19 protein-coding genes are annotated in these 19,803 nt (G+C 42.9%); 1 reads left to right on the forward strand and 18 read right to left on the reverse strand.

Annotated features, from left to right (window positions below):
* Positions 1–16 precede the first annotated feature (16 nt).
* From smc to C6Y03_RS01960, 12 genes are all read right to left on the reverse strand, one after another.
* Positions 17–3,577, reverse strand: coding sequence for a chromosome segregation protein SMC (gene smc / locus C6Y03_RS01905; protein WP_106038751.1), 3,561 nt, complete (start codon positions 3,575–3,577; stop codon positions 17–19).
* 105 nt (positions 3,578–3,682) lie between these two features.
* The gene (gene rnc, locus C6Y03_RS01910; RefSeq protein ID WP_060596236.1) at positions 3,683–4,426 is read right to left on the reverse strand and encodes a ribonuclease III; all 744 of its coding nucleotides are present in this window, start codon (positions 4,424–4,426) and stop codon (positions 3,683–3,685) included.
* A 184-nt stretch (positions 4,427–4,610) separates the two neighbouring features.
* Positions 4,611–4,844 carry an acyl carrier protein gene (gene acpP / locus C6Y03_RS01915; protein WP_003212028.1) on the reverse strand — a complete coding sequence of 78 codons (234 nt, stop codon included), beginning with the start codon at positions 4,842–4,844 and terminating at the stop codon, positions 4,611–4,613.
* Positions 4,845–4,925: 81 nt separating this feature from the next.
* Entirely contained in the window at positions 4,926–5,669 is a 744-nt protein-coding gene (gene fabG / locus C6Y03_RS01920) for a 3-oxoacyl-[acyl-carrier-protein] reductase (protein ID WP_060596235.1), read from the reverse strand.
* Positions 5,669–6,613, reverse strand: coding sequence for an ACP S-malonyltransferase (gene fabD, locus C6Y03_RS01925; RefSeq protein WP_060596233.1), 945 nt, complete (start codon positions 6,611–6,613; stop codon positions 5,669–5,671). Before fabD ends, fabG begins: the two co-directional genes overlap by 1 nt.
* Before the next feature lie 15 nt (positions 6,614–6,628).
* Positions 6,629–7,627 (reverse strand): phosphate acyltransferase PlsX, encoded by a 999-nt coding sequence (gene plsX, locus C6Y03_RS01930; protein WP_034662420.1) that lies wholly within the window; start codon positions 7,625–7,627, stop codon positions 6,629–6,631.
* 15 nt (positions 7,628–7,642) lie between these two features.
* Complete coding sequence (gene fapR, locus C6Y03_RS01935) at positions 7,643–8,209, reverse strand: transcription factor FapR (protein ID WP_024424199.1); 567 nt, start codon at positions 8,207–8,209, stop codon at positions 7,643–7,645.
* Between the two features lie 112 nt (positions 8,210–8,321).
* Positions 8,322–10,370 (reverse strand): ATP-dependent DNA helicase RecG, encoded by a 2,049-nt coding sequence (gene recG, locus C6Y03_RS01940; protein WP_106037767.1) that lies wholly within the window; start codon positions 10,368–10,370, stop codon positions 8,322–8,324.
* Positions 10,348–11,250: an L-serine ammonia-lyase, iron-sulfur-dependent, subunit alpha gene (gene sdaAA, locus C6Y03_RS01945; RefSeq protein WP_106038839.1), complete on the reverse strand. Its 903-nt coding sequence runs from the start codon at positions 11,248–11,250 to the stop codon at positions 10,348–10,350. The genes recG and sdaAA overlap by 23 nt, the downstream gene beginning before the upstream one ends.
* 20 nt (positions 11,251–11,270) lie before the next feature.
* Entirely contained in the window at positions 11,271–11,933 is a 663-nt protein-coding gene (sdaAB, locus tag C6Y03_RS01950) for an L-serine ammonia-lyase, iron-sulfur-dependent subunit beta (protein WP_034662425.1), read from the reverse strand.
* Positions 11,934–12,082: 149 nt separating this feature from the next.
* Positions 12,083–13,756: a DAK2 domain-containing protein gene (locus C6Y03_RS01955; protein ID WP_066030922.1), complete on the reverse strand. Its 1,674-nt coding sequence runs from the start codon at positions 13,754–13,756 to the stop codon at positions 12,083–12,085.
* A 15-nt stretch (positions 13,757–13,771) separates the two neighbouring features.
* Positions 13,772–14,134, reverse strand: a complete 363-nt coding sequence (locus C6Y03_RS01960) for an Asp23/Gls24 family envelope stress response protein (protein ID WP_003211680.1) — start codon at positions 14,132–14,134, stop codon at positions 13,772–13,774.
* A gap of 271 nt (positions 14,135–14,405) precedes the next feature.
* Here C6Y03_RS01960 and rpmB point away from each other — a divergent pair, with 271 nt between their 5' ends.
* Positions 14,406–14,594 carry a 50S ribosomal protein L28 gene (gene rpmB / locus C6Y03_RS01965; RefSeq protein ID WP_003212514.1) on the forward strand — a complete coding sequence of 63 codons (189 nt, stop codon included), beginning with the start codon at positions 14,406–14,408 and terminating at the stop codon, positions 14,592–14,594.
* A 69-nt stretch (positions 14,595–14,663) separates the two neighbouring features.
* Here rpmB and spoVM read toward each other — a convergent pair whose 3' ends face one another.
* From spoVM to C6Y03_RS01995, 6 genes are all read right to left on the reverse strand, one after another.
* Positions 14,664–14,744, reverse strand: coding sequence for a stage V sporulation protein SpoVM (gene spoVM, locus C6Y03_RS01970; RefSeq protein ID WP_008354550.1), 81 nt, complete (start codon positions 14,742–14,744; stop codon positions 14,664–14,666).
* 71 nt (positions 14,745–14,815) lie between these two features.
* Positions 14,816–15,460, reverse strand: a complete 645-nt coding sequence (locus C6Y03_RS01975) for a thiamine diphosphokinase (RefSeq protein WP_106038752.1) — start codon at positions 15,458–15,460, stop codon at positions 14,816–14,818.
* Between the two features lie 60 nt (positions 15,461–15,520).
* Positions 15,521–16,171 (reverse strand): ribulose-phosphate 3-epimerase, encoded by a 651-nt coding sequence (rpe, locus tag C6Y03_RS01980; RefSeq protein ID WP_106038753.1) that lies wholly within the window; start codon positions 16,169–16,171, stop codon positions 15,521–15,523.
* A 3-nt stretch (positions 16,172–16,174) separates the two neighbouring features.
* Entirely contained in the window at positions 16,175–17,071 is an 897-nt protein-coding gene (gene rsgA, locus C6Y03_RS01985; RefSeq protein WP_106030831.1) for a ribosome small subunit-dependent GTPase A, read from the reverse strand.
* 12 nt (positions 17,072–17,083) lie between these two features.
* Positions 17,084–19,039: a Stk1 family PASTA domain-containing Ser/Thr kinase gene (gene pknB, locus C6Y03_RS01990; RefSeq protein ID WP_106038754.1), complete on the reverse strand. Its 1,956-nt coding sequence runs from the start codon at positions 19,037–19,039 to the stop codon at positions 17,084–17,086.
* Positions 19,033–19,803 carry a Stp1/IreP family PP2C-type Ser/Thr phosphatase gene (locus C6Y03_RS01995; RefSeq protein ID WP_034662439.1) on the reverse strand — a complete coding sequence of 257 codons (771 nt, stop codon included), beginning with the start codon at positions 19,801–19,803 and terminating at the stop codon, positions 19,033–19,035. The genes pknB and C6Y03_RS01995 overlap by 7 nt, the downstream gene beginning before the upstream one ends.

The following is a 19,803-nucleotide window of genomic DNA, read 5'->3' on the forward strand; positions in this document are numbered from 1 at the left end:
CAAAAACCTCCTTTAATTACTGGACAAGCTCTTTCGTTTCTTCTAGTTTGACGGATACAAGCTTAGAAACACCTGACTCCTGCATAGTAACGCCGTAGAGCACATCTGCTTCTTCCATTGTTCCTTTACGGTGCGTAATGACAATGAACTGTGTTTCCTGGCTGTATTTCTTTAAATATTGCGCAAAGCGGAAAACATTTGCTTCATCAAGCGCCGCTTCGACCTCATCTAACACGCAGAATGGAACAGGTCTGACTTTTAAAATAGAGAATAGTAAAGCAATCGCTGTTAATGCTCTCTCTCCGCCTGAAAGCAGGCTTAAGTTTTGCAGTTTTTTCCCTGGCGGCTGCGCGACAATATCAACGCCAGAGTTTAGTAAATCGTTTGGATCTGTCAGCTTAAGATCTGCTCTTCCGCCGCCAAATAACGCTTGGAAAACTGATTCAAAATGCCCGCGAATTTGCGAGAATGTTTCAGAGAAGCGCTTTGTCATCTCTTGATCCATTTCTTCGATCACTTGGAATAATGTATTTTTCGCTTCTGTCAGATCGTTTCGCTGTTCTGTTAAGAAGAGATAGCGTTCATTTACTCGTTCATACTCATCAATGCTGCCTAAGTTCACTGTTCCTAGCTCTTCAATGGCTAATTTGATCAGCTTCACTCGTTTTCTTGCTTCATCTGGTGATAACGTCAGATGATACATCTCTTTTGCCCCTTCAAACGAAAGAGCATACTCTTCGTTCAAATAAGCGATGAGGTTGTCGAGCTCAACTTCCATACGGCCAAGCTTAATCTCTTCATCTTTTAAGCTTGTGGTGAGCTGCTTGTAAAGGCGCTTTTGTTCTTTCAGTTCATGTTCAGCAAATTCTAACGTTTCAGAAAGAGCCAGGCGCTGTTTACGACGCTCTGAAATAAGTGCGGTTGTTTTGTTTTTGTTTTCCAGTTTCTCTTTCGCCGCTTCTTCCAGCTGTTCTGCTCCGCTTGAGCTAGACGTCATTTCACTTGTTAAGAGTGACAGGTCTTCTTTTGTTTCCATCAGCGTTTGTTCAGCCTCTTCTAATTCGGCCATTAAGCTCGAAAGCTTTTCTTGTTCATTCGCTAAGGACTGCTCTTTTTTGGCCAGCGAGATTTTCAGCTCTGTTAATTCGGCAGAAATGGTTTCTTTCGTTGAGCTTTGAGTCTGCTTACGCTTTGTTAATGTATTGATCTCTTGATCAAGCGTGGTCAGTTTCTCCCCTATTGAAACTTCAAGGGCTGCCTGCGTTTTGTCCTTATCTGTAAGTTCAGTAGAACGCTGCTGCAATTCTTCTTTTTCTTGATCATAGAGTTCAAGGTGAGCATTAATATTTTTTTCGGCTACTTGCAGTTCGTATAGCTTCCCTTTGAGCTCTTGCTGCTTTTCTCGAAGGGTTTCTCCGCGTTGACGCAGTTCGTTTAATTGGCTTTCGTTTGCTGCAATCAATTGCTTCGTTTCTTTTGTTTCTTTTTCAAGGATCGTTGTTTTTTCTTCCATTTCAACGAGCTGCTTTGTTAATGTTTCGATCTCCCGGTTTCTTGAAAGAAGGGAGTTGTTCTTTTTCTTTACACCGCCACCGGTCATTGAACCGCCGGGGTTCACGACATCTCCATCAAGGGTCACGATGCGATAACGATGACCAAGCATTTTTGCCAGTTCATTGGCGCCTTTTAAGTCTCTAACGATAAGTACCGTTCCAAGCAAGTTCTGAATGACTTTTTGATACTTTTCATCAAAGGAAACAAGGTGACTTGCTACACCGATAAATGCAGCATGCTTCTCAGCTGTTTGGACGTCTCTATGCTGAATGGTTCGTTCTTTGATCACATTCATTGGCAGGAAGGTCGCACGTCCAAAGGAGTGCTGCTTTAAGTATGCAATTGCTTGTCTCGCAGCTGCTTCATTTTCTGTGACTACGTGCTGCGTTGCTGCGCCTAGCGCGATTTCAATCGCTGTCTCATGCTGCTGATCTGTTTGAATCAGCTCTGCAATGGCACCGTGAATACCGCCTAAACGCTCTTTTGCCTTTAAGACCTCTTTCACTCCTTGGAAAAAGCCTGAAAAGTCTTCCTGCATGGATTCTAGCATCTCTTTTTTTGATCTTGCCTGCTGCACATATTGATAGGCTTGGTAAAGAGCCGTTTCTTTTTTCTCGTATTGACGTTTCATTTGCTCAAGCTTTTGTTCCGCTTCCCTAAAGCGCTTGACCTGACCCAGTATGTCTTCTTCTAGTGCGGAAAGCTGCTGCTCAGCTTCTATTTTCTTTTCTTTGACAGACACACGTTCTTCGATGTGTTTTTGGTTGTTTTGCGTGAGCCGCTCCAGCTGCATGGCCGCTTGGCGCTGCTGTTCTTCTAGTAATTTACGTTCATTGCGGATGGTAGCCTGTTCATTAAGCAGATCAAAATAATCGCTTTTCAGCTGTTCAATTTGACCTTCCACATCTTCACTATGGAGCGACAGTTGATGCTGCTTTGTTTTCACTTCATCTTTTAGCTGCTGCACTTCTTTTTGAAGGCTGTCCCGCGTGATTTTCTGCTGCTGAATCTTTTCGGTTAACTGCGTCTGCTTTTCAGTTAAGCGAATGAGCGTTTCTTCTAGCTGTCCTTGGTTTGCAGCTGCATTTTTTTTCCGTTCTTTTAATACTTCTTTTTTTCCTTCAAGCTTTTCTAATTCCTCACTTGTGAAAAGAAGAACTTCTTGCAGGTCATTAATTGATTCGTCAAGCGCTTGAATGCGGTCTCTTGACTCTTCAATTTTGGCTTCTTTTGCTTGAATATCTGTGGACTGCTTCATTTCATCTTGTTTGAAGCGCTCGACAGCTTCACCAAGTGTTGTCCATTTTTCATGAAGTGCTTCGATGTCATGGACAGTTAAGGCAATTTCGACATTTTCAAGCTCTTCTTTTTTTTGCAAATAGTCCTTTGCAATAGATGCCTGCATTCTTAATGGTTCTACTTGATCTTCTAGTTCATGCAGAATATCTTCTACTCGGTTTAAGTTGTCCTGCGTTTCAAACAGTTTATTCTCGGCTTTTTTCTTTCTTGTTTTATATTTCAAAACACCAGCCGCTTCTTCAAAGATGCTTCTCCTCTCTTCTGCCTTGCTTGATAGAATTTCCTCTACCTTTCCTTGGCTGATGATCGAAAAAGCTTCTTTTCCAAGACCTGAATCCATGAAAAGGTCAATAATATCCTTCAAGCGGACAGATTGATTATTTATGAGAAATTCACTTTCTCCTGAACGATAGACTCTTCTTGTCACACTGACTTCGTGAAAATCGATCGGTAAAAAGTGATCTTCGTTATCTAATGTTAAAGTCACCTCTGCTAGATTGACTCTTTTTCTTGAGTCGCTTCCTGCAAAAATGATGTCTTCCATTTTTCCTCCGCGGAGGCTTTTCGCTGATTGTTCTCCAAGTACCCAGCGGATGGCATCGGTAATATTACTTTTGCCGCTTCCGTTTGGTCCAACAACAGCTGTGACCCCTTTGACAAAGTCCACGGTCACTCGCTGTGCAAAAGATTTGAATCCTATCACGTCTAAACGTTTGAGGAACATGAGAGTGATCCTCCTTATGTATTTAAAGTACTATCATCTTACCATATGAAGTGAAAAAAGATGATGGAAAACAGAGTGAAATCCCCCTGAATGACGAGGGGGATTTTATTGGTTCATATGATGTTTCTGCAATTTAGCAAGTGCTTCCTGTGCAGCATGCTGTTCTGCTTCTTTTTTAGAGCGGCCATTTCCAATTCCGAGCACTTCTCCGCGAAGGGATACATTTGCTTCAAATTCCCGGTTATGTGCTGGTCCTTTTTCATGCAGGATGTGGTATTCCAGTACACCTTTTCCATCGCGCTGAACGAATTCTTGCAGCTGGCTTTTAAAGTCCATGACGTGCGAGAACGCTCCATCGTTAATTTTCGGATAGACATAGGCAACTAGGAATCGTTCCACTGGCTCCAGCCCCTGATCTAAATAAAGTGCTCCGATAAACGCCTCGAATACGTCCGCTAAGAGTGCTGGGCGTTTTCTCCCGCCTGTCATTTCTTCGCCTTTTCCTAAAAGAACAAGGTCTCCGAAGGACAGCTCATGTGCCAGTGACACAAGTGACGGTTCACATACGATTGCCGCTCTCAGTTTCGTTAAATCTCCCTCGCTCATCGCTGGATATTTCGCAAATAAGAATTGAGAGATCGTCAATTCTAAAACAGCATCTCCTAGAAATTCAAGTCTTTCATTATCCTCGTATGGCTTTTTCCGGTGTTCATTCACATAAGAGGAATGCGTAAAGGCTTGATATAGAAGTTTTTCATTTTGAAAGTGTACAGAAATGCGCTGCTGGAACTCTCTAAATTGCTCTAGTTTTTTGCTCTGTTTCTGTTTGTCTTTATAGTGTTTTGGCATAGCAACCTCCAGGTAGGCTTAATCGCCTTTAAGGATACTGATTATATGGAGTCTCTCTTTCTACATGCAAGGAAACATTGCTCCTTAGCATCTGAAAAAGGCTGACAATTGATCAGCTGAATGTGTTGAAACTAACATAAATTTTCAAAGTCCCGTCATGAAAATAGACGGGACTTTGTTACGCTTATTGCTGGCTATTTATGTAGTTCACAGCGTCACCGACTGTTGCAATTTTTTCAGCATCTTCGTCAGAAATTTCCATATCGAACTCATCTTCAAGTTCCATAACTAGCTCAACTACATCAAGGGAATCAGCGCCTAAATCTTCTTTAAATGAAGCTTCCATTTTCACGTCAGCCTCATCAACGCCAAGGCGGTCTACAATAATTTTTGATACACGCTCTAATACGTCTGCCATTGCCTTTCACCTCCCCTCAAAGTATTATAGTTGATTCGTTTTTAAAAAACTAGAGAAAACCTAATGAAATTTTGATATTTCTTAGGACATAACCATTCCGCCATCTACTTGGATGGTTTGGCCTGTAATATAACCTGCTCCTTCTGAAGCTAAAAAGACAACGACGTTGCTAATATCTTCAGGTGCACCAAAGCGTGCAAGCGGGATTTGTTTGAGCATTTCAGACTGCACATTCTCATCAAGCTTGTCTGTCATATCTGTCGAAATAAAGCCTGGTGCTACTGCATTGACTGTAATATGACGGGTTGCCAGCTCTTTTGCTGTTGTTTTCGTTAACCCGATGACGCCAGCTTTTGCTGCAACATAGTTTGCTTGTCCAGGGTTTCCACATACGCCAACCACTGAAGCCAAGTTGATGATTCTTCCGCTGCGCTGTTTCATCATTTGACGTGTCACGGCTTTTGTACAGTTAAAGACCCCTTTTAAGTTTATGTTAATGACGTCATCCCATTCATTTTCTTTCATTCTCATGAGCAGGTTGTCCTTTGTGATCCCTGCATTATTGACAAGGATGTCAATTGAACCAAATGTGTCAATTGCTTGTTTCATGAGCGCTTGTACTTCTTCAGCATTTGAAACATCAGCTTTAACGGCAAATGCCTGCTGGCCAAGTGCTTTGATTTCGTCTACGACTTCATTTGCTTTTGCTTCGTTTCCAGAATAGTTGACGACAACATTTGCACCATTCTTCGCTAAATCGATCGCGATGGAACGGCCAATCCCGCGTGATGCACCTGTTACAACGGCTGTTTTATTTGTCAGCATCAAGAATCCTCCTTCAATGTTTGAATAGCTGCTTCAATTGTTTCCTGATCTGAAACAGAAATGGTTGTCAAGCGGCGATTGACCTTTTTCACAAGGCCTGAAAGTACTTTGCCCGGACCAATTTCAATAAACGTTGTCACGCCTAAATCAATGAGGCGTTCCACACTTTCTTCAAATCGAACAGGAGAATACAATTGTTCAATGAGCTTTGTCTCAATAGCATCACGAGATGTGACGATGTCTGCTGTTACATTTGAGATCACTGGTGTTTTGGCATCCGAAATGTCTAGCTTTGACAGAACATCTGTGAATTTTTCAGCGGCTGGTTTCATTAAGGCAGAATGGAAAGGTCCGCTCACTTCAAGGGCAATCGCACGTTTTGCGCCTTTTTCTTTCGCTTTCTCTGAAGCTAGTTCTACACCTTTTGCTGTACCAGAGATGACGATTTGACCAGGACAGTTTAGGTTAGCGAGTTCTACAAGGTGACCGCTCTCTGTCACTTCTTTTGTCACTTCTAGAAGCGCCGCTTGATCTAAGCCAAGAATCGCTGCCATGGCGCCTTCTCCTGCTGGAACAGCTTCGTTCATTAATTCGCCGCGCTTTCTTACTGCATAGACAGCACCTTGAAACGAAAGTGCGCCTGCTGCAACGAGGGCCGTATATTCACCAAGGCTATGTCCTGCTGCGTAATCTGCTTTGATTCCGCTCTCTTCAAATTTCTTTAAGATGGCGATACTTGTCGTTAAAAGAGCTGGCTGCGCATTATAAGTGAGCGTCAGTTCTTCTGCATCTCCTTCAAAAATCATCGAAGATAATTCAAAACCGAGGGTCTTGTCTGCTTCTTCAAATACAGCTTTAGATACCGCTTCTTGGTCAAATAAATCTTTTCCCATGCCAATTTTTTGAGAGCCTTGGCCAGGGAATAAAAATGCAATTTTAGTCATGCTGCTTTACCTCCATTAAGACTCGTTCGTGGTTTCTTTTTGGACTTCTTGATGAATGATGGCTGAAACGTCTTTTTCTACGATATCACGTGCCTGACGAATTGCATGAAAAATGGCGTTTTCATCAGAGGAGCCGTGTGCTTTAATGACAGGTGCTTTTAAACCAAATAAAGCGGCACCGCCATATTCGGAGTAATCCATTTTAGACTTCATCTGCATCAATTTCGGCTTCATCATGCCAGCTGCTATTTTTGCTGTGAAGCTGGATGTTAATGTTTCTTTCAGCATTTTAAATACAGAAAGGGCTGTGCCTTCAATCGTTTTCAAGGCGATATTTCCTGTGAAACCATCTGTGACAACAACATCAGCAACACCTTCTAGTAAATCACGAGACTCCACATTTCCTACGAAATTCAAGTCTGATGCTTTTAATAATTCAAAGGTTTTTTTCGTGAGATCGTTACCTTTTTTATCTTCTGTTCCTACATTTAACAATCCAACGCGCGGATTGCTCTTTGGAAAGACACGCTCTGCGTAGATTGATCCCATCATGGCATATTGCATTAGGTGTTCTGGTTTCGCATCAACGTTTGCGCCGACATCCAGTAATAAAAACCCGCTGCCATCAAGTGTTGGCAGTGTTGGAGCAAGTGCCGGTCTGTCTATGCCGTCGATTCTGCCTACGATAAACAATCCTGCTGTCATGAGAGCTCCAGTATTTCCTGCTGAGATGCAGGCATCTGCACGTCCCTCGGATACTTCCTGCGCCATTTTCACCATAGATGAATCCTTTTTACGTCTAACTGCACGCACTGGTTCATCTGTCGGTTCAATGACTTCTTTTGCATCTAAAATCGTGATGCGCTCGTTATTTGTTATGTATGGTTTGATTTTGTTTTCATCGCCGACAAGTGTAATCTCGATATCTGAAAATGCCGTTAAGCTTTTTTGCACACCGTCAATAATGGCTTTAGGGGCATGGTCTCCCCCCATTGCATCGACTGCAATTCTCATATTACGTGCCACCTTTTACTTTTGTTTTGAGCGATACATGACGAAGTCACCTGAGAAGACAACTTCCTCACCGACATAGCTGTTTACTTCAACTACAGTTCTGCCTTTTTCTTTATCATGTGAGGCTACTTTAGCTTTTGAGACGACTCGTTCGCCTTGTTTAACCTGCCTTGTAAATCTGATATTCGCTTTTGCTGTCAGCGCCAGTTCATCGTCGATGACGGCTACTGCGAGCGAATTAGCCTGGGCGAAGAGATGATGTCCCCTGGCAATTTGATTTCGGCTAAATACATGCTCTTTTCTCACTTCTAAAATGGAAATGGCTTGGTCATCAAGCTCTACATCAATCATTTCTCCAATCACTTCATCCAGCGGAAGTGACTTCACTTCATCCTCTAATGTCTTTTCGGCCACATGCTTAATTCTTTCGCGTAATTCAGGAATCGACAGTTCCAAACGATCAAGACGAACCGTTTGAATGCTTACACCGAATTTACTTGCCAATTCTTCATCAGTAATGAACGGAGTCGAGCTGATCGTTTGCTGGAGAAGCTTTTGACGTTCTTTTTTATTTAGTTTCATATGCAGACACCATCCGTACATTTATGACTAGGTACTAATAGTAGTATATAATCTCATAGATGATAAATCAATCCTTGTTTCAAAAAGACAAGAAAATTCCTCCAGCGCTTGATCAGCTTAATTTATCTCCGCCCAGCACCCCGCTGTCTACAAGTGTTTGCCGAAGTTCTTTGTATTCGGGGTCTGTCCAAAATGCGTCTGATTGCACAAGTTCTGCCGCATCTTTTCTAGCGGTTTCCAGCGCTCTGTAGTCATGAACCATATCTGCTACTTTAAATTCAGGCATTCCGCTTTGTTTTTTACCGAAGAAATCGCCGGGTCCTCTTAGTTCTAAGTCCTTTTCAGACAGCTCAAAACCGTCGGTTGTTTCGGACATGATCCGCATCCGCTCTTTCCCCGTTTCTGATTTTGGATCCGCCATTAAAACACAAAATGATTGATGCTCTCCGCGTCCAACCCGGCCTCTGAGCTGATGAAGCTGAGACAGTCCGAAGCGGTCTGCATCATAAATGACCATGATGGTCGCATTCGGTACGTTGACCCCGACTTCAACGACTGTGGTTGAAACGAGAATTTGAACTTCATTTGCTGTAAAGTCTCTCATCACCTGATCTTTTTCGTCACTCGCCAGTTTCCCGTGCATTAAGCCGATCGACCACTTACCGCGGTAAGCCTCTGTCAGCATACTGTGGACATCGATCGCATTTTGCACATCCAGCTTGTCTGATTCTTCTATGAGCGGACAAATAATATACGCCTGTCTTCCTTTTCTCAGCTCTTTATCCACAAATGCAAGAATCCTCTCAAGCATGTCATGCTTGACCCAATACGTTTCGATCTGTTTTCTGCCGGCTGGTAATTCATCAATGACGGATACGTCCATTTCTCCAAAGACAGTGATTGCAAGTGTTCGCGGAATAGGTGTGGCAGTCATAAACAAGACATCTGGGTCCTGCCCTTTACTTCTTAGTTTTTTTCGCTGTTCTACGCCAAACCGGTGCTGCTCATCTGTGATAACAAGACCGAGCTGCTGAAATTCGACTTCGTCTTGAATGAGCGCATGCGTACCGACTAATATATCAATCTCGCCCTCTTTTAGACGTTCCAGCAATTCTCTGCGGCGCTTTCCTTTCACAGAGCTTGTCAGAAGGGCGATATTCAGTCCCCATTTTTCAAACAGCTGGTAAAGTGAATCTGCATGCTGTTCTGCCAAAATCTCTGTTGGGACCATTAATGCACCTTGATAGCCGGATAAATGAGCGGCATAAAGCGCAATGGCTGCAACAGCTGTTTTCCCTGAGCCTACATCCCCTTGAAGCAGACGGTTCATCCGGTACGGGGATGCCATATCAGACATAATTTCATCAAGCACTCTTGATTGTGCCTTTGTCAGCGGAAATGGCAGGCTGTGAACAAACTCAAAAACAGCCTCTTTGGAAAACGGATGCTGGATGCCTGATGTTTTTTCTCGCTCTTTCTTTCTGATTGCCTGCATCTTCAACTGAAAGATGAGAAATTCCTCGTACACAAAGCGGCGTCTTGCTTGCTTGAGCGAGTCTCTTGTTTCTGGCAGGTGAATGGTTTTTAATGCTTCCTGATAGGACATGAGTTTATAGGCAAAGGCAAGCTGCTTTGGCAGTGGATCTTCGGCTTTGTCTACATAAAGTGACAGGGCTTGTTTTACAAAACGCCTCATCATCTTCACGGTTACATTTTCTTTTACTGAATAAACAGGCTCTATACTGCCATCTTGCTCGTGCGTCCCTTTTTTAAATTCCTGCACCATGATGGATTGACGGTTTTTATCCCATTTCCCAGTGACGGATACTGTATCACCTAAAACAAGGCTTCGTTTTAAATAAGGGCGATTGAAGCAAATCGCTGTGATGAGAAAACGCCCGACAAGCAGCCTGAATGTCAGCCTGCTTCGTTTTTTTCCATAATAGGTGAGGACGGGCTCACTGTGCACTTTCCCTTCAACTGTGACACGTTCATCATGCTTAACTTCTTCTAAATTACGAAGCTCATAGTCGTCATATCGATAAGGAAAGTAGCCAAGCAAATCGGCTACTGTATAGATTCCAAGTTCATTGAGTGTTTTTTCGGTTTCTTCTCCAATCCCTTTGAGGACAGAGACATTATCTTGCAGTTTCTGTATCACGAGATGAGGTCACACCTCCGAAAATCTTCTTTTCAAGCTCTCTTGCTGTCGGTGTTGCAGCAAGTCCGCCTTGTGCTGTTTCACGAAGTGCCGTTGGCATGGTTTGACCGATTTTATACATCGCATCAATGACTTCATCACATGGAATACGGCTTGTGATGCCGGCAAGTGCCATATCTGCTGCGATCATCGCATTTGATGCACCCATTGCGTTTCGTTTTACGCACGGTACCTCGACAAGTCCAGCTACTGGGTCACAAACAAGTCCAAGCATATTTTTCAGTGTAATCGCCATCGCTTCAGTAGATTGCTGAGGTGTACCGCCTGCCATTTCGACAATGGCTGCTGCCGCCATACCTGATGCTGAACCTACCTCTGCCTGACAGCCGCCTGCTGCACCAGAGATGCTCGCATTATTGGCCACAACAAAGCCAAATGCGCCAGAGGTGAATAGGAATCTGACCATTTGTTCCTTAGTTGGCTTTAATGTTTCTTTTACTGCAAATAACGTACCCGGCACAACACCTGCTGAGCCTGCTGTAGGCGTTGCACAAATCGTCCCCATTGCGGCATTGACTTCATTCGTTGCCACTGCCTTACTGACAGCATCTAATATAGTATGTCCAGACAGCGTTTTGCCTGATGCGATATATGCTTGAAGTTTGACCGCATCTCCGCCTGTTAAACCTGATAATGATTTCACACCTTTCAGCCCGTTTTCTACGGCCTGTTCCATCACTTCTAGGTTGCGGTACATCTGGGAGAAAATATCTTCACGTGACTTCCCTGTCACTTCCATTTCTTGCGCGATCATTATTTCTGAAATGGAGGTATTCCGTTCTTCTGTTAGCTGCACGAGTTCTTTGACGTTTTTAAACATCATTCATAACCTCCTTGTTGTTACTCTGCAATTTGTGTGACTTGAATAATGTTTGGCAGCGTTTCAAGCTCTGATAGGACAGCTGGGTCAATATTTTGATCCACTTCGATGGTCATCAGAGCCTCTTGCCCGACATCTTTACGTGCCACTTCCATATGACCGATGTTGATGGCGAATTTCGCTAACACATTGGCCACTGCTGCAATCGTGCCGTAGCGATCGTTATGAACCACAAGAATGGCAGGATGATTTCCTGAAAGCCTGAGCTCAAAGCCATTCAGTTCAGTGATTTCAATTTTACCACCGCCGATGGAAATCCCGATTAATTCAAGCTTTCCATTTGCATCTGATATCTCTACTTTTGCTGTATTCGGATGCGCTGGCACCGCATCTTCTTCTTTAAATTCAATGTCGATCTCTTTGCTTTTTGCAATATCAATCGCTGTTTTGATGCGTTCATCAAATGTATCAAAGTCAAGAACACCGCCGATAATGGCGACATCTGTACCGTGTCCTTTATACGTATCTTTAAAAGAGCCATAAAATGAAACGACAATTTGTTTCGGTTCTCTTCCAAATAAGCTGCGAGCCACTCTTCCTATACGAGCCGCACCCGCTGTGTGCGAACTTGATGGACCAATCATGACGGGTCCAATAATATCAAACACACTTCTAAATTTCATAGGTCTTCCCCTCTCATAACCACTCACATATTGGTTTGGTTCTTTCTTTAGACTAATGGATTCATTCGTTTCCCGCAACTCATTTCATCGTTGAATCACTAGTAAAAAATTGCAAAAGAAGAAGAAGGGCTTTATTTGCCCTTCTTTCGTTATTCAACAGCCAAAATATATGAATAAAGCGGCTGTTTTCCATCGTGGACTTCAACTTCTACCTCTTCAAATGTTTCTTCAATAAAGGCTTCTAACGCCTCCATCTCTTCAGATGATGCATCTTCCCCTTTAATGATCGTGACAATCTCATCATCTTCTGTCACCATTTTGGTCAAAAGCTCTTTTGCTGCATCTAATTGATTTTTCGCGGTTAAGGTAATTTTCCCGTTAAAGAGACCCATATAATCGCCTTTGGCAATATCAATACCATCAATTTGGGTATCTCTCACTGCAAAGGTAATTTGGCCGCTTTTCACGTGGTCAATCGCTTCTAGCATCGCTGCTTCGTTGTCTTCATTTGAAGCTGCTTCATTTAGAGAAAGAAGTGCCGACATTCCTTGGGGAACGGTCTTCGTCGGAATGACAACGACCTCACGACTTGAGACAGTTGCCGCCTGTTTCGCTGCCATGACAATATTAGAATTATTAGGTAAGATAAAGACGGTTTCGGCATGTACGCTTTCAATTGCTGTGACAATGTCTTCTGTGCTCGGGTTCATCGTCTGTCCGCCTTCAATGACGACGGAAGCTCCGATACTTTTAAACAAGTCAGCAATTCCTTCTCCCATTGCGACACTGACTACTCCAAAGCGCTGTTTTTCAGCAGCAGGTGCCTTTGGTGCAGCGGGCGCGTGTTCTCTTTCTTCGTTCACAATCGAGCTATGCTGCTCTCTCATATTTTCAATTTTCATATTGATCAGGCTGCCGTAGCGCTGTGCATAGGATAAGACATCTCCAGGCTGCTCTGCATGAATATGAACTTTCGCCAGCGTTTCATCAGACACCACAAGAAGTGAATCTCCGAATTCGCTTAAGTCTTCTCTGAAGGCATTCTCATCAAAGGACTGTTTGTCTTCTTCAAATTTCACCATAAATTCAGTACAATAACCAAATTCGATATCTTCAGTGTTCATATGGCTTTGTGCACTTTTATGATGCTCTGCACTGACAAGTTCTTTTAACGTTGGCAAAGAGGCCGCTTTCAGATGGAGGTCCTCTCCTCTTAATGAAGCAAGGAAACCTTCATATACGCACAGAAGTCCTTTACCCCCACTATCGACAACGCCCACTTCTTTTAAAACAGGAAGCAGATCTGGCGTTCGATCAAGTGATGCTCTCGCTTCCTCAATCGTTAACTCAAGAACGCGGTCAATGTCATTTTCTGCTGCTGAAACAGCAACCGCTTTCTTTGCTGCATCCTTTGCAACCGTTAAGATGGTCCCTTCAATCGGTTTCATCACGGCTTTATATGCTGTATCAACACCTGCCTGTAAGGCAAGGGCAAATTCTTTTGCATCAATCGTTTCTTTTTGTTCAATATGTTTACTGAAACCTCTAAAGAGCTGTGAAAGGATCACGCCTGAGTTTCCTCTTGCGCCCATCAACAGCCCTTTTGACAGGGCCACGCCGACCTTCCCAATATGATCGGTATTTGTTTCTTCAACTGCTTTTGCCCCTGAAGTCATCGACAAATTCATATTTGTCCCCGTGTCTCCGTCTGGCACTGGAAAAACATTTAACGCATCAACAATTTGTGCGTTTTGAGAAAGATGGTGAGCACCTGCAAGAATCATTTTTGCAAATGAGCGGCCATCAAGATTTCTAATAGACAATATATTTCCTCCTTACTACGGGTTCGTAACTCTTACTCCTTGTACATAAATGTTGACCGAATCAACAGAAAGTCCAACTGTGTGAGAAATCGTATATTTGACTTTCGTTTGAACATTATGTGCGACTTCTGATATTTTTGTACCGTAGCTGACGATGATGTACATATCAATATGAATGCGGTCTTCTTTTTGACGCACAAGAACACCCCGGCTGAAGTTCTCTTTGCGGAGAATATCCGTCAAGCCGTCCTTGATTTGATTTTTGGACGCCATCCCAACAATACCATAACAATCGATCGCAGCGCCTCCTGCCACCATTGCAATGACTTCATTTGATATATCAATTTGTCCGTATTTCGTTCTAAGTTCAATGGACACATTGGTTCCCCCTTTTTGAGAAATTGCCCTGAGTTATCACTATTTTACTATAAGACCCTTCTTTTTAAAAGAAATCATTCAATCCGACCCAATCCTACTTATACTATAGCCTAGATTTTTTATCAAGATGTCAAGGTATTTTTCTTGAAAGAGGAGTAAACAATCCTTGCAAACCCCTTGAAGCTGTGGTAAATTATTAAAGTATCTTGAGGCATCTCTAAGTACGTATATGAAGAATATGATGATGTTTTCGCAGTTAGGAGGGAAACAAATGGCACGTAAATGCGTTATTACAGGCAGAAAAACAAAAGCTGGGAACAACCGTTCTCACGCAATGAACTCTACAAAACGTACATGGGGCGCGAACCTTCAAAAAGTTCGTATTCTAGTGGACGGTAAGCCTAAAAGAGTATATGTATCAGCTCGAGCTTTGAAATCTGGTAAAGTTGAGCGTGTATAAGCAAGAGTAAACGCCTGCTACAATTAATTGTAGCAGGCGTTTTTATGTGGAAATAAAGGAGATTACTCATTAATCTTTCTTAAATGAACCAAGCATCGCACGGACAATGCCGCCAAGAAATCTAGGCAGTTTGATTGTATAAAATTTCATTTTGTCCCCCTCCTAAAAGTACCGCTTGCAGCACAATTGAGCTTAATCAGCCATCCACATTGATAGGTTGGTCAATCTTTGCTTCTTACCATTATTAATATGCCTTCATGAAAAGAAAAAGTACCATTTGAGTGGATGAGTTCGTTACTAATACATAGTGTGGAACCAGGCTCAATATGACAATTTTTCAGAGGATATTTGAAACCTTTTAATGTCAGCTTTTCAACCGGTGTTCCAAAGGGTAGAAACGACACATATTGTTTATCCTGATCTTCTTTTATTTCGTATGTACCAGGTTCAAACATTTGAATGATATTTTGTTTGTCTACAAGGGTGATATTCTGCTTGTGCTGAATCCCTTTGTAAAGAAGATGGATATTTCCTAGAAAATGATCAGCCCTTCCTCCCGTAATACCGTAGATGTAAATATGTGCTGGATGCTGACTCAATGCCCAGTTCAGTGCAAGCTCTAAATCGGTTTCATCCTTTTCAGCTTGAAATACATTCAGGGCAGGCAATTTTTCTTTCAGCTCCCGAAGCTCTTCTTCTGTCACACTGTCAAAATCACCAAAGGCTTTGGCAGGGATGATGCCTTGCTCTAGTAAGAAGAGGGTTCCACGGTCTACGCCAATCCAGAGAATATCCTTCTGTGATGCTTCATGTTCAAGTGGCGGAATGTATCCAAAAGGACCGCCGGCTACGATATGTATGTGCATGATATACGCTCCTCTCTATATAAAAAGAACCAAAGATCACAATGACTTTGGTTCCTTTCTTTACGCTTCTCGAATTGCCTGGATCGCTGCTGCGCGGTTGTCTTTACTGTATACCGCTGAGCCCGCTACAAGTAAATTAGCGCCTGCTTCTTTGCAATCCTTTGCAGTTTCTACATTGACACCACCGTCTATTTCTATCAGTAAATCGGTTAAGCCCTTTTGTTCACTCAGTGCTTTTACTTCTTTTACCTTCGTGAGAACAGATGGAATAAATGCTTGTCCCCCAAAACCAGGATTTACCGTCATGAATAACACAAGGTCCACATCCTCTAATACATGCTCAATGTGAGAAACAGGTGTGTGAGGATTCAAGACGACCCCTGCTTTTACACCTTGTTCTTTAATGTGCTGTATTGTTCGGTGTAAGTGCGGACAAGCTTCCACATGAACAGAAATAATATCAGCGCCTGCTTTTGCGAATGCAGGAATATACCGGTCTGGCTGCTCAATCATTAAGTGAACATCAAGCGGAAGACGCGTATGCGGTCTGATCGCTTCGACAACATTCGGCCCAAATGTCATATTCGGTACAAAATGACCGTCCATGACATCGATATGAATGTAATCCGCACCGCCTTGTTCCACATCACGGATATCTTTCTCCAAATTGGCAAAATCTGCTGATAAAATGGAAGGGGCAATATAAACCATGATTTAGTACCTCGGCTTTCTGTCTTTGATTTCAGTTAAAAACTCTAAATAATGCTGATAGCGATACTCTCTGATTTGATCATGCTCGACCGCATCTTTTATCGCACAGCCAGGCTCTTTCACGTGCAGGCAGCCTCTAAATTTACAATCTGCACTCCGCTCTCTGATGTCTAAAAAGTATAGACCTAGATCTTCTGCTTCGATGCCAGTAAATTCGAGCGAGCTAAAGCCAGGAGTATCTGCAATGAGCCCGTCTGCTGTTCGAATAAGTTCAACATGCCTTGTCGTATGCTTTCCTCGTCCGAGATGGGATGAGATATCATTTGTTTTCAGCGCCAATTCAGGACTCATCGCATTTAAAAGGGAGGACTTGCCTACACCAGACTGACCGGCAAATACCGTAATTTTATTGTGAAAATGCGGGGTCAGCTTCTCAATTCCGTCTCCCTCCATCGTAGAGGTTAAATGAACATCATAGCCAATTTGCCGATAGTCGTCTGCATATGCCTCGATAGTTTCACGCTCTTGATCTGTTTTCAATAAGTCCATTTTAGTGATGCAGATAATCGGCTCAATATGATTGGCTTCAACAAGCACTAAAAATCTGTCTAAGAGTGATGTGCTAAAGGTTGGTTCTGCTGCTGAGAAAACAAGTACCGCTTGATCGACGTTACTAATAGGGGGACGAACAAGTTCGTTTGTCCGTTCTTTTACTTCTAATAAGTAGCCTTCTTTATCGTTGTCTGCTTGATACACGACATAATCTCCAACAAGAGGTGTGATTTTGTTTTTTCGAAAAATGCCTCTTGCTCTGCACTGAACCACTTTTCCACTTTCTTTTGACTCATCCAGCACATAGTAGAATCCGCTTAATGCTTTAATAATTTTGCCCTCAGGCATAAAGTCCCTCCTTTATTCATCATCAGGGTATTCGATCGTTTTAGAGCTTACGACTTTATCATCAACCGTCACTTGATAATATCCTTTTTGACCTGGTTCAATCTTAAACTTAATGGTCCGCTCAGTCGGCGCAGTGATTTTAAAGCTTTCATATGAATCAGAGATGCTATGCTCCGCATCATCAATGGAAATTTGGACATTCATCTCCTGCCCTTCCGTTTCTGGTTCATAAGGGATCGCAATCTTTTCAGTCACCGTTTTGGCTGGTTTTTCCTTCGGTCCAAGAGAGAATGTAATCTTGACCGTATCACCTGGTTTAACAGCAGTTCCTGCTCCTGGTTCCTGCTTCATGACCTCGCCTTTTGGTACTTCGTCAGAATGCGCTTCTTTTTCATCAAGCTTTAATCCGTTATCCTCTAAATAATTCGATGCCGCCTGCTTACTATACGTCGTTAAATCACGTAATGTAATATCGGCAGGACCTATGCTGACAGTCAACGTGACTTCTTCATCTGCTGCTACAAGCTCTGTATTCGCTGAAGGATTCTGTTCCATGACAATCCCAGATTCGGTGTCATTATCATTCACTTCCTCCACAACGACCTGTTTAAACCCTTTTTTCTCTAATAATTCTTTTGCTTTATCGACCTTTTCGCCTGTAACATCAGGTAATTCGGTCTTTTCCTTGCCAGTACTTTCGTAAAGCTGAATTTCTGTCCCTTCTTTTACCTTTGTGCCGATTTTCGGATCTGTTTTGACGACAAGCCCTTTTTCAATTTTCTCATCAGCGATCTCAATTGGTTCCGAAGCGACGGTGAACCCAGCTTTCTTCAAGGTATCTTCTGCTTTTTCAACCGTCATGCCAGATACATCCGTGACCTCAACATCTTTTGGAAAAAGCAGCCCTGGAAACACAGTGATGGCTAAAATCGTCGCAGCGGTCAAAATAAATAAGATGGATGCCACAATCCATGGCCATTTTTTTCGTTTCTTTTTCGGCTTTTGTTTCTCTTTTTTCTTCGGTTTTTGAGCCGGGTGGACAGCTGTTTTTTCATTGTCTTGATCGATTAGATGATCTTGAATGATTGGGATCGCTTTCGTTGCTTCATGGTCTTCTTCAATGACAAAGCGTTTTTCTTTTAATCTGGCTGGATCGAAAGCGGTTTTTAAGTCTTTTTGCATTTCAGATGCATCTTCATATCGATAAAATGGATCTTTGGCCATCGCCTTTAAAATGATGTTTTCCACGCTTTGTGGAACAGAAGGATTCCATCTCCTCACAGATGGAGGCTCTGATTGCAAATGCTTCAGTGCGACACTGACAGCCGATTCCCCTTCAAATGGCATGCGTCCTGAGATGAGTTCATAAAGCACAATCCCAAGCGAATAGATGTCTGACTTTTTCGTTGCAAGACCTCCGCGTGCTTGTTCTGGAGACAAATAGTGCACGGAGCCTAGGACAGAATTTGTATGGGTAATGGTCGCTGAGCTGAGTGCCATGGCAATCCCAAAATCAGTGACTTTGATATTCCCCATATTGTCTATTAATATATTGTGAGGCTTAATGTCACGGTGGACGAGCTGTTTCGCATGGGCTTCTTCCATCGCCGCAACGACTTGCTCCATGATGCGAACGGCTTCTTTCGGATGAAGCGGGCCATTGGCGTGTATGTATTCTTTCAGCGTCATCCCCTCGACATATTCCATCACAATATAATAAATATCATCTTCTTCCCCTACATCGTAGATGCTGACAATATTCGAATGATCTAAGCTTGCAGCTGATTGCGCTTCCCGTCGGAATCGTCTAATAAAATCATCATCGCTCGCAAAGTCAAACCGCAAAATTTTAATCGCTACTTCGCGATCTAAAATCATATCCTCCGCCAAATAGACGTTTGCCATTCCGCCTCCGCCTATGACGCGAAGAATCTGATAACGGCCGCTGATCCTTTTTCCGATCAACACTTGCTGTCACCCTCCTCTGGCTGGGAGGAGATTTCTAACAGTACTGCTGTAATGTTATCTTCACCGCCGTTGTCATTCGCTGTTTGAATTAACTCTGTTACTTTTTCCTCTGGTGCGTTCGTTTGCGTTAAAATATGAATCAAATTCTCTTCTTCTACTTTATTCGATAGACCATCTGAGCAAAGCAGGATTTGATCTCCTGGGTCCACTTCAAAGGTGCGTGCATCAATTTGAACACGTTTATCTGTTCCTAATGCTTTCGTGAGCACATTTTTTCTTGGATGATATTCTGCATCCGCTTTTGAAATTTCACCTGTTTTCACAAGTTCATTCACAAGTGAATGATCATCCGTTAATTGGGTCAGCGCTCCTTCTCTTAGCAGGTAGCAGCGGCTGTCTCCAATATGCGCAATTGTGACCGTTTGCAAATGAACGAGCGCACACACAATGGTCGTCCCCATTCCTTGGCACTCCTCATTGTTTTTCGCATGTTCATATACTTGGTCATTAATGTCACTGATTTTTGAGATTAACCAGCTTTCTTGATCGGCTGGCTTTTCTGGAATTGAAGATGTTTTTTCCCAGTATTCTTTCAAAGAAGAGACTGCCATCTTGCTGGCGACATCACCAGCAAGATGACCTCCCATGCCGTCTGCTACAACAGCGAGAAGTGAGTCTTCTTTTGCTTCAAAAATACCTGCATCATCTTCATTATGCTGACGGACTTTTCCTGTATCGGTTAGAAAGGCTGCCCTTATCAACAT

The organism is Bacillus sp. LNXM65 (assembly GCF_002998575.1).
In the GTDB taxonomy this organism is placed as follows: domain Bacteria; phylum Bacillota; class Bacilli; order Bacillales; family Bacillaceae; genus Bacillus.

Coding starts and splice junctions, on each gene's coding strand:
- rpe (WP_106038753.1), bottom strand. CDS start 16,171: ATGGTTTATATTGCCCCTTCCATTTTATCAGCAGATTTTGCCAATTTG.
- sdaAB (WP_034662425.1), bottom strand. CDS start 11,933: ATGAAATTTAGAAGTGTGTTTGATATTATTGGACCCGTCATGATTGGT.
- plsX (WP_034662420.1), bottom strand. CDS start 7,627: ATGAGAATTGCAGTCGATGCAATGGGGGGAGACCATGCCCCTAAAGCC.
- fapR (WP_024424199.1), bottom strand. CDS start 8,209: ATGAAACTAAATAAAAAAGAACGTCAAAAGCTTCTCCAGCAAACGATC.
- C6Y03_RS01975 (WP_106038752.1), bottom strand. CDS start 15,460: ATGCACATACATATCGTAGCCGGCGGTCCTTTTGGATACATTCCGCCA.
- spoVM (WP_008354550.1), bottom strand. CDS start 14,744: ATGAAATTTTATACAATCAAACTGCCTAGATTTCTTGGCGGCATTGTC.
- fabD (WP_060596233.1), bottom strand. CDS start 6,613: ATGACTAAAATTGCATTTTTATTCCCTGGCCAAGGCTCTCAAAAAATT.
- sdaAA (WP_106038839.1), bottom strand. CDS start 11,250: ATGTTTAAAAACGTCAAAGAACTCGTGCAGCTAACAGAAGAACGGAAT.
- smc (WP_106038751.1), bottom strand. CDS start 3,577: ATGTTCCTCAAACGTTTAGACGTGATAGGATTCAAATCTTTTGCACAG.
- rpmB (WP_003212514.1), top strand. CDS start 14,406: ATGGCACGTAAATGCGTTATTACAGGCAGAAAAACAAAAGCTGGGAAC.
- C6Y03_RS01995 (WP_034662439.1), bottom strand. CDS start 19,803: ATGTTGATAAGGGCAGCCTTTCTAACCGATACAGGAAAAGTCCGTCAG.
- rsgA (WP_106030831.1), bottom strand. CDS start 17,071: ATGCCTGAGGGCAAAATTATTAAAGCATTAAGCGGATTCTACTATGTG.
- acpP (WP_003212028.1), bottom strand. CDS start 4,844: ATGGCAGACGTATTAGAGCGTGTATCAAAAATTATTGTAGACCGCCTT.
- rnc (WP_060596236.1), bottom strand. CDS start 4,426: ATGCCAAAACACTATAAAGACAAACAGAAACAGAGCAAAAAACTAGAG.
- fabG (WP_060596235.1), bottom strand. CDS start 5,669: ATGCTGACAAATAAAACAGCCGTTGTAACAGGTGCATCACGCGGGATT.